Annotated in this window: 9 protein-coding genes; all 9 read right to left on the reverse strand. The window is 64.8% G+C overall.

The window, feature by feature from the left end:
• Positions 1-76: 76 nt before the first annotated feature.
• Positions 77-688 carry a response regulator transcription factor gene (locus KZ810_RS16075; RefSeq protein WP_219770122.1) on the reverse strand — a complete coding sequence of 204 codons (612 nt, stop codon included), beginning with the start codon at positions 686-688 and terminating at the stop codon, positions 77-79.
• A complete protein-coding gene (locus tag KZ810_RS16080) occupies positions 685-1,779 on the reverse strand; it encodes a sensor histidine kinase (RefSeq protein ID WP_258045027.1) in 1,095 nt (364 codons plus the stop codon). Before KZ810_RS16080 ends, KZ810_RS16075 begins: the two co-directional genes overlap by 4 nt.
• Positions 1,776-2,531: an ABC transporter permease gene (locus KZ810_RS16085; RefSeq protein ID WP_219770123.1), complete on the reverse strand. Its 756-nt coding sequence runs from the start codon at positions 2,529-2,531 to the stop codon at positions 1,776-1,778. Before KZ810_RS16085 ends, KZ810_RS16080 begins: the two co-directional genes overlap by 4 nt.
• On the reverse strand, positions 2,528-3,373 hold the full coding sequence (locus KZ810_RS16090; protein ID WP_308461581.1) for an ABC transporter ATP-binding protein: 846 nt from the start codon (positions 3,371-3,373) through the stop codon (positions 2,528-2,530). Before KZ810_RS16090 ends, KZ810_RS16085 begins: the two co-directional genes overlap by 4 nt.
• Positions 3,374-3,435: 62 nt before the next feature.
• Entirely contained in the window at positions 3,436-4,386 is a 951-nt protein-coding gene (locus tag KZ810_RS16095; protein ID WP_219770125.1) for an acyl-CoA thioester hydrolase/BAAT C-terminal domain-containing protein, read from the reverse strand.
• Positions 4,387-4,688: 302 nt separating this feature from the next.
• Positions 4,689-5,690, reverse strand: a complete 1,002-nt coding sequence (locus tag KZ810_RS16100; RefSeq protein ID WP_219770126.1) for a GGDEF domain-containing protein — start codon at positions 5,688-5,690, stop codon at positions 4,689-4,691.
• Positions 5,687-5,926, reverse strand: coding sequence for a hypothetical protein (locus KZ810_RS16105; RefSeq protein ID WP_219770127.1), 240 nt, complete (start codon positions 5,924-5,926; stop codon positions 5,687-5,689). Before KZ810_RS16105 ends, KZ810_RS16100 begins: the two co-directional genes overlap by 4 nt.
• A 319-nt stretch (positions 5,927-6,245) precedes the next feature.
• Positions 6,246-7,478, reverse strand: a complete 1,233-nt coding sequence (locus KZ810_RS16110) for a M28 family metallopeptidase (RefSeq protein WP_219770128.1) — start codon at positions 7,476-7,478, stop codon at positions 6,246-6,248.
• A gap of 238 nt (positions 7,479-7,716) precedes the next feature.
• Positions 7,717-8,736, reverse strand: coding sequence for an acetamidase/formamidase family protein (locus KZ810_RS16115; protein ID WP_258045028.1), 1,020 nt, complete (start codon positions 8,734-8,736; stop codon positions 7,717-7,719).
• Between the last annotated feature and the right edge of the window lie 363 nt (positions 8,737-9,099).

Raw genomic sequence — 9,099 nt, forward strand, 5'->3', positions numbered from 1 at the left:
CTGATCGTACCTGCCGAGACGAACAAGTGCCCGTTTCCGGCAAAGGGAACGACACCACTGAGCGACCGCAATTGTGTCACAGCCATCCGTTCTGCCGCGCTGTGCGGCCCGCTTCGATGCGGTTTGCCGCGCCCAGCTTTCCTGCTGCATCGGACAGGTAATTGCGGACCGTACCCGGCGACAGGCCGAGCCGATCGGCGATGGCCTTGTTCGACAGCCCCTCCGCTGCGAGGCGCAACGTATCGCGTTCGCGGTCAGTTAGCGGATCGCAACCGATCTCTATGGCGGCTGCGGCCAGATCGGCGGGGATTGCGCGGCCGCCGCCCGCAACGGTGCGGATAGCGGCCGCAAGGTCGTCAACTGGCGCGTCCTTTAGCAGATAGCCGCGCACCCCGGCACTTTTTGCCCGGGCGAGATAGCCAGGCCGGGCGAAGGTCGTCACGATGACAACGGCGGTCCGCGGGTGCACGTCGGCTAGGCGTCCCGCCAGGTCCAGGCCGCTTAGACCAGGCATCTCGATGTCCGTCAGCAAGACGTCCGGCGCAAGATCTCGCACCATCGCTAGCGCCGCGTCGCCATCGGCTGCGCGGCCGACGATCGTCAAGTCAGGCTCTAGCGATAGCAAGGCGGCAATGGCACCGAGCACGAGCGCTTGATCCTCCGCTATCACGATACGAATGGGTGTCATGACGGTACGCTCGCCTGGAGGCGGGTGCCGGGTCGAGCAGAGGCTAGATGCAGGGCTCCGCCGGCAGCGACCAGTCGTTGGCGCATGCCGGTGAGCCCGTGGCCTTCGCGGCTGGACAGGCCGACGCCGTCGTCCTCGACGACGAGGTGGACGTCGGCGGGGCCGGCGACGACGTGGATCGTGCAATGGCGCGCGCCGGCGTGGCGGATCACGTTGGTGACGGCCTCCCGCAGCGTCATTGCCAAAACCGCGCCGGCATTGGTAGGAACGTCGGCGGCTTCGCCGATCAGCGTCCCATGGACGCCAGCCGTGCGCAACGCGGCAATCGAAGCGGAGAGCTCCTGCGCCAGGCCGCCGCCCGCTTGCCCCGCCAGCGCCGCGCGGACATCTGCAAGGCCTGCCCGTGCGGCGGCAGCGATCGCCTCCACCTCCGCGCGCGTCGCATCCGTGTCCCGATCGAGTAGCCGGCCGGCAAGGTCGGCCTTCAGCGCAACAAGCGTAAGCGTGCGGCCGACGACGTCGTGTAGATCGCGGGCGATCCGTTCGCGTTCGGCGGTGCCTGCCAGGCGCCGAACCTCTTCCTGCGTCGCGAGCAGCGCCTGGGTGCGTTCGTAGAATGCTTCGCGCGAGATGGTCGCGCCGCCGGTCATGACGACCAGCAGGGTGCCCGGGAACCACCATAACGTCGGTTGGGCCAGCATTACACCGGTCAGCGTCGTCGCGACCGCGATCGCGGCGATGCCAAAAATCGCGACGGACCGTGGACGGGCATGTCCCATCGCTGACGCGGCGTAGATCGAAAAGACCGTCCACCCGACCGGGGCGGCGGCAAGGGCGATGCCGATCGCTGTTATCGCGGCGCAGGCGCCGATCAGCTTTAGGCCCTGCCAGCGGTGCGCCGCGACGTAGAGTGGCAGGAAAGCCGTCACCGCAAGCGCCGATGCGAACAGTGTCGCCGCGTCCGGCAATTTCCACAGCCAGGGGAGGGGCAGGAAGATCAGGTAAACGAGCCATGGCCACGGCCCGTCCCACCATCGTTTTTCCGCTGTGCGCATGGCGCCACCCTCGGCGGTGTCGGCGCGTCTGGTCAAGCTGGGCTCCGCCGCCACCCGGTCCAGGACCATGCAACCCCCGCAGCGGTCATAGCAGCGACTGCGATCGCATGCCCGACCGTCGTACCGACCGTATCGATCCCGACGATCCCGCGCGCGAGCTGGCCGAGATGGTAGGAGGGCGTGACCTGGCCCAGCGTCCGCATCCAGCCAGGCAGCATGAGGGTCGGGATCCACAGGCCGCCCAGCACCGATCCGCCGAGAAACAGGGCGTTGGCCATCGCCACCGCACCCTTTCCGCTCATGCGCATACCCATGCCAAACCCGATCAGCGCAAAGGGTATCGTCGAGCCGAGATGCAGTAGCGTCAGCGCGCCCCAAGCTGCCGCGGACAAGCGAACCCCTGCAACGATAGCCAGCGCATCGATCAGCGTAAGCGCCAGTGCGGTGGTGGCAACGGCTGCAACCAGCTTCGCCGCGACGTAGGCACCGGCCGGCATCGGCGAGACGCGTTTCAATTCAATTAGCCCTTGTTCGCGCTCCATCGCGACACCCGCGCCGAAGCCGAACAGCGCCGGACCCGTTGCCGCGAACACGCCATAGCCCGCCAGCGTCCCGAGGGCATATTCGGGGGAGGGGGATTTGGAGACCGCCAGCGTGAATAGTCCGTAGAACGCGGCCGGGGTAAGAACTGTGGGCACGAGGAACTGGGGCAGTCGCGACGTGCGCTTGAGCTCGGCTACCGCCTCGCGCGACCATATGCCGGTCGGGGTTGCAACAAGTGCGGTCATGCGGCGAGCCTTTCTGGCTGGGTTGAGAGCAGGGCGGCGATCGCATCCTCCAACGTGGCATCAGCGACGCGCAGATCGGCGAGCGCGGTATCGGTGTCGAGGAGCGCGCGAACGGTCGCCGTGGCATCCGAGGTGACGATGCGCAGGTCTGCTCCTTCCATGTCGGCATTCCTGACGGCGGGTGCCGATGCGGCGCGCTCCGGGGTTAGTCGGCTGCGGCAGCGGATCACCGATCCTCCGGCGCGTGCGCGCAGCGCAGCGGGCGTGTCGTCTGCGACGATCCGTCCGGTGTCCATCACCACGATCCGGTCGGCAAGCGCGTCGGCCTCCGCCAGATCGTGGCTGGTCAGCAGCACCGCGGCGCCATCGTTCGCCAGAGCACGAACTGTGCCCCACAGTACACGGGCAGACGCGCGATCCATCGCGGCGGTGGGTTCATCAAGGACGAGGAGGTCGGGCCGGCCACAGATCGCCAGCGCATAATGAACGCGTCGTGCCTGGCCGCCCGACAGGGCCGCGCAGCGGCGATCGACGAGGTCGGTGAGCCCGGCAAGCGCGAGCGTTTCGTCCAGTGGCAGCGGATCGGGATAATAGCCCGATTGCAGCGTCAACAGCTCGGTGATCGTCAGCACGTCGGGAAGGCCGGCGCTTTGCAACATCACGCCAAGACGGCGGCGTGCGGCGGGCCGGCGTGGGTCGAGCCCGAAGAGGTCCGCCGTGCCTGCATCCGGCGCGATGCGGCCGGTCAACAGCGACACGCAGGTCGTCTTGCCCGCGCCGTTCGGACCAAGCAATGCGGTCACCTCGCCGGCGCGAATGCCGAGATCGAGCTCGGCGACCACGCTGCGTCCGCCGAGCCGTTTCGATACGCACGTCAACCGCGCGACATCGGAGAGATCACCGCTCATCCATCGACTCCCGACACCAGTGCGGCATCGAGCGCGGCCAGAATTTTTGGCCAGCCGTCGACCCGCGCGGTGCGATTGCCGGCGACGCTCCCGCCAAGTGGAGCGGCCGTGCCAGCGGTTTGCGAAGCAGACACGGGGGGTGGGCCGAAGGCGGTATGGCCCGCGTCCTGATAGGCAAGCACGGTGACGGGATGCTTATATCTGGCGGCCTGCAACCGTGTTTCGACCGCCCGCGCCATCGGGCAGGACGGCCACAGCGCATCTGCTTCGCCGCAAACCATCACAATCGCGGCCTGCGCACGCTCGGCGGGGATGGCGCCCGCCGCGGCCTTGGCCGGATCGGCAAGCGCGTCGGCATACAGGGCATGGATGCCGCGCCATTCCCCAGTCCAGCCGTAAGGCGTGAACGGCACTGGCTTGCCACCCGTGGTCCATGAGCTTTCTGTGACCAGTCCTGCCGGGTCGATCCCCGGCCAAACGACGCTGGAGGGCACGCCGAGCACCGCGATCTTGAGATCGGTTCGGCGCGAGGCAACGAGCAGCGCTGCCTCGGCGCCCTTGGACGTACCGACGATGCCGACGCGGTCCGCCGCGCCCCCTGGCTGCTTCTTCAACCAGTCTAGTGCGCGCGTGAAGGTCCCGAGCTCAATCGACTTCAGGGCGTAAGGCTGGCCGGGGCTGCCGAAATACGAAAGCTGGAGCACGACATAGCCGTGGGCAGCCAATGCCGCGGCCTGCGCAGCGGCAGCTTTACCAAGGCCGCCCTCCGATCCGCCGAGCAGTAAGAGCGCGGGTGCACGCCCGGCGCGCGCGGGCCGATAGAGATCGCCGATCATGCCGCCGTTGCGGATGTGTTGCGGGGTGACAGCTAACGGCACTGTCGTTGCAGGGGCAGCAGCGGTGGTGTGCTGCAGGGCAGCGGCAATTGCAAAGGCGGTCAAAAGCATCGTTGAACCTCGTCGATGAGGTTCATTTCATGCGGCATGCGAAGAGAGCCGCGTAGTGACAGATGTCATGGGTCGGCATCACTGGACACAAAGTGCCAATCAGCACCGGGCCATACATCTACGAAGAATGTCAAACGTCGGGCGAGCCCGCTTCAATCCCAGCCGATGGTTCGCCCAGTGACATGCTTTTGGGTGCAGCCACTTGCTTAATTAACGAATGACTGGATCCAGGTACTGGCAAACGAGCTCTGCACGTCTGTTTTTTGGGTCTTAAGCGCTATTCCGGAGCCAGACGACGAACATCAGGCGGCTGCAGGGGTGGGCGCATCGGTTGCGACATTCACGCGGTCTCTTCCTCCCCGCTTAGCTGCGTAGAGGGCGCCATCGGCACGTTCCAACCATCCATCTGGTCGATCGCCGGACACGAAACGCGTTAGGCCGAAGCTAGCTGTTACCGACAAAGGGTTAGCAGCACCAATCTCGAACGGCGCTATGGCAATGGAGGTGCGCAGACGCTCGATGGCGTGGGTCGCAGCATCCTCGCCCGTTTCGGGGAGCAATATGCCGAACTCCTCGCCGCCTAAACGGCCCACGAGATCGACCGGACGAAGAACGGTTCCACAGTGTTGAACAAGCTGGCGAAGCACAGCATCACCAGCAGCATGGCCGAAGGTATCATTTACCCGCTTGAAATGGTCGACGTCGAGAACGGCGAGCGAGGCTGAACGGCCGTAACGGCGACACCGTTCGATCTCGCTGTCTACCGCTGCCAGAAAGCCGCGACGGGACAGACAGCCGGTCAATTGGTCGGTGACCGCGACTTGGCGCAATTCCAGCTCATCGACGACCAGACGGGCGAAACCGGCTAGGACGTCGATCTGCGCAGCGGTGAACGTTCGCGGCGCGGTGTCGATCGCGCACAGGGCGCCCACGGCATGACCGTCTGGAGTCATAAGCGGCACGCCAAGATACGCACGGATGAACGGTTCGCCGACGACCAACGGACTGTCGCAGACGCGCGTATCGAGCGTGGCGTCAGCGATCATTAACGGGGCACGTGCCGCCACCGTATGGGTGCAGAAGGAAGTCGAGCGTGGCGTTTCCGATACCGGCATGCCGTGCTGCGCCTTGAACCATTGGCGGTGCGCATCGACCAAGGTTACCGTCGCAATCGGAACGCCCAAAACGGCACGGACGAGGCCGACGATCTTCTCGAACTGCTCCTCCGGTGCGGTGTCGAGGACATCCAGGCGGCGCAAGGCTGCAAGCCGGGCAGCCTCGTCGTATGGCGAAACCCCGGTCATGCTTCGCCAGCCATATGATGAAGCGCTGCCGCCAGCTCGGCGCGATAGCTGTCGATCAGCACGCTCAGATGGCCTTCGATGCTCGCCTCATCTAATCCCGCCGCTTGCAGAGCGGACACCATCGATGCGAGATTCTCGCGGTGGCGCGCCAGGCTATTTTGAAGGGCGGGCGGCAGAGCTTTTGCCGGTTCGTCTTCAAGGGAGGCCAAGAGAGCCGTAGGCTGCGGTGTTAACATAGATCAGCCCATCGCAGGACCACTGCCAACAAACGGTTAAGGTCGCGTCGGAGCAATTCCTCTCCGTCGAAGGTCGGTAGATTAATAGCGGAAAGCGGAGAGCGCAGAGACTTTCGCGAATGCCCGCAACTGGGGTTAGTCGCCCTGGAATTGTTGAACCACTAGCAGGTCGCCTGGTGTCGCCCCTTTGCCGTCACGCGCTTGAAAGAGCCGCCTTCTGGGAAGGGGGACGGGTCTCAATCAGGGTGCTCTCGGGCGTGATTCTGGTAGGTATCCGCTCACCCTTCTTCAATCTTCGACTCAGGGGAGGGGCGGGCATCTAGCGCAGTGTCGCGCCCGCCAGCCGCGCTGTCGCCGACAAGGTGGTCTGTGCCGCGTTCAGACCGAGCAGAAAGTCCTTGTCGTCGTAGGTCGAATAGAGGTCCGTCGGCTGGTGCCACTGCGGGTCCCAGCCACTTCCGACCTGTGCCCCGCGCTCGTTCTCACGCAGGCTGACGGCCGGCGCCAAATCCATGAACGGCGTCGAATCAGTATTGGTCATGTGGCGTCCGACTGCGGCTGGATAGTCGGTCGCATAACGCTCGTTAGCGGCTTGCAGCGCCCCGGCCAGCTCTTGCGACTGGGCGGCGAACTTGGACGCTGCCTGGAATTCGATGTTCACGTCGGCTTCGGGACGCTGCCGCGGGCTCATGCTGCCATCGGCTCGGGGCATGCCGTGATCGAACAACATCATATCGTGCTGAATGACGCCGAGCCATTTGGGTTCGGGGTAGCGACCGGAACTGACGGGCCATTCCTTGCCTTGCAGCGATGCGCGCTGGTCGACATACGCCCGAGCGCCGTTCAGACCCGTCTCCTCGTTATTCCATAGGATGAAACGGATCGACCGGTCGGTCCGCACATCAGGGCTGCTCAACACGCGTGCCAGCTCCATCACCAGCGCGGTGCCCGAACCATCGTCGTTCGCCGCTTCCCCGAAACCGATGCCGTCCATGTGTGCGCTGACAATGTACATCTCATTCGGATGGAGGCTGCCGATCTTGGTGCAATAGACCTCCTCGCGCGTGCCCGCGACGGCGGGCGGCGTATCTAACGCCCTGATCCGGGCGTCGGGTTGGGCAGTCGGATCGGTGTTTACGCCGGTCGGGCGTGTTACGCCGCGCGAGCGGCCTCCGCCGACTGACAGGCCGGGTTCGTCCGACCCCTTTGCGACCGCTGCCCGCGCCGGTGCGACCCGGTGTACGGGCTCGTCGCCGAACGTGTATCGAAGGCGCTCGGTGTTGGTGCAGCCGTAGCTCTTCAGCTGCGTTGCGATCCAGTCAATCGCGGCGCGGTTACGGGCGGTGCCCTGACGACGATCGCCGAAGCGGGTGAGGCTTTTGATCGTCGCCTTGTACCGTTCGAGGTCGAGACGCTTCACAAGGACGCGGATGGGATCGACTGCCGGAGCCACTGGCTCGGCCACAACTGACGACGGCAGGAGGAGGGCCGCCGCACCGCAGATGACCTGCAGCGCGCGCATAGCCGTTGCATTGGCCGGCTTGTCGTTCATCGCGTTCCTCTCCCGCCGCTACGCTCCGCAGATCTTGGTGCAACCGTAGCCGAGAATGAACCGGGTGTGATACCGAAATGGGGTTTGGCCACGTCCGCGACTGCAGACCATTTTCGCTCTAGCCCGTAGGCGGCGTCATCAACCGGTCAGCTCGCTGCGCCTCGTCGGTCACGCGATCGTGAAACTCAGATCACCGTCGATCAATCTCGATCGTCATCCCGACACGGTATGACGATGTTCAGTGCGCGATGAATAACGCTTTTGGTACAACCACGTGCACGCCTTTGTTGCGGTCGACCAGCTCGGTGATCTCGACGTCGCCCGCGACGCTGACGAGCATATAGGCGTCGTCGCGCGTCATGCTTTTCTCGGCGACGAGGAAGTCGATCATGTTGCGCAGCGCCTTGCGGGTGGCGTTGCTCAGGTCATCGTCGAAGCCCATCGCGATATAGGCCTTCGGTGTCTCCGCGCGTGGATAGGTCTGAGCGGTCTTCTTGTGGAGGACGAACTCCAGTGTGCCGGTGAGTGACGTCTCCAGCGCGGTGATATCTACTTCGCCATTGCCTTGCGCGGCATGACCGTCGCCGGCCTGAAACAGCGCGCCGGGCGCATGAACGGGCAGGAACAGCGTCGTCCCTGCCACCAGTGCCTTGTCATCCATGTTGCCACCGTTGATCGTCGGCGGTGCGGAATCGTAGCGGCCAAAGGATGGCGGTGGCGCCACGCCCATGCTTCCGAAAAAGGGCGCGAGCGGTACCTCGATGCCGGGTGCGAACCGGGCGACCATCCGTTTGGTGTCAAGCGGGACAATTTTCATGCGCGCATACGGAAAGTCGTCCGTCAGGAACCCGGCACCGTAGCGAAAAGCATTGTAGGCGTACGGAATGGCAAGATCGATCTTGCGGATTCGCACCTCGAGCGTGTCGCCGGGCTCCGCGCCCTCGATCACGATCGGGCCGGTAAGAATGTGTCCGCCAGGTCCCCGCGCGCTCGCAGGTACGCCGTCGTACACCGCGCGCAGGGCCGGCTCGATCTGCTTTGGATCGACGCCAGCTTTCTTAAGTCCGGCGGGGCTGTTGGTCAGCAGCGTGTGGATCACCACCGTGTCGCCGGACCGAATGGTCAGTACCGGCTTGTCTGCGGCATCGTAGTGGCCCCAGGCGACCGTCTCCGGCGTCGCCCTGAGTTCGAAGGTGCGTGCTTGAACGATATTTGGGAGAGTGGCCGCTGCCAGCAAGGCCAGGATGAGCGTGCGCATGGTCATTACCCCTCATGTGTCGCCGCGAACGTGCGCCGTCCACACAGCGAGGGAAAGGCTGAAGTTTCGTGTGCCGCCGCTATCAATAAGGTGACGCGACAATCGCTCATGCTCTGAATTGCCGTCGCGCGACGGAAGAGTTCAGGCTTCGGCGATGAGTGTCGCAATTCAGCGCGCCGCATCATCGCGCCAGCAACCGTGTTATCCAGCGCCAACGCCGCTCTGATCATCAGCATGACCCTTCCCAAGCCCGATTGGCTGAGAGTTGGCAGCATGTGCCTTTTGGCTCTCGCCAGCGCCGCGTGTTCACCCGTTCATCGTTCACGCGACGACCGGCCTTCCCGACACTACCAACGCGGGGGG

The organism is Sphingomonas citricola (assembly GCF_019429535.1).
Classification (GTDB): Bacteria; Pseudomonadota; Alphaproteobacteria; order Sphingomonadales; family Sphingomonadaceae; genus Sphingomonas; species Sphingomonas citricola.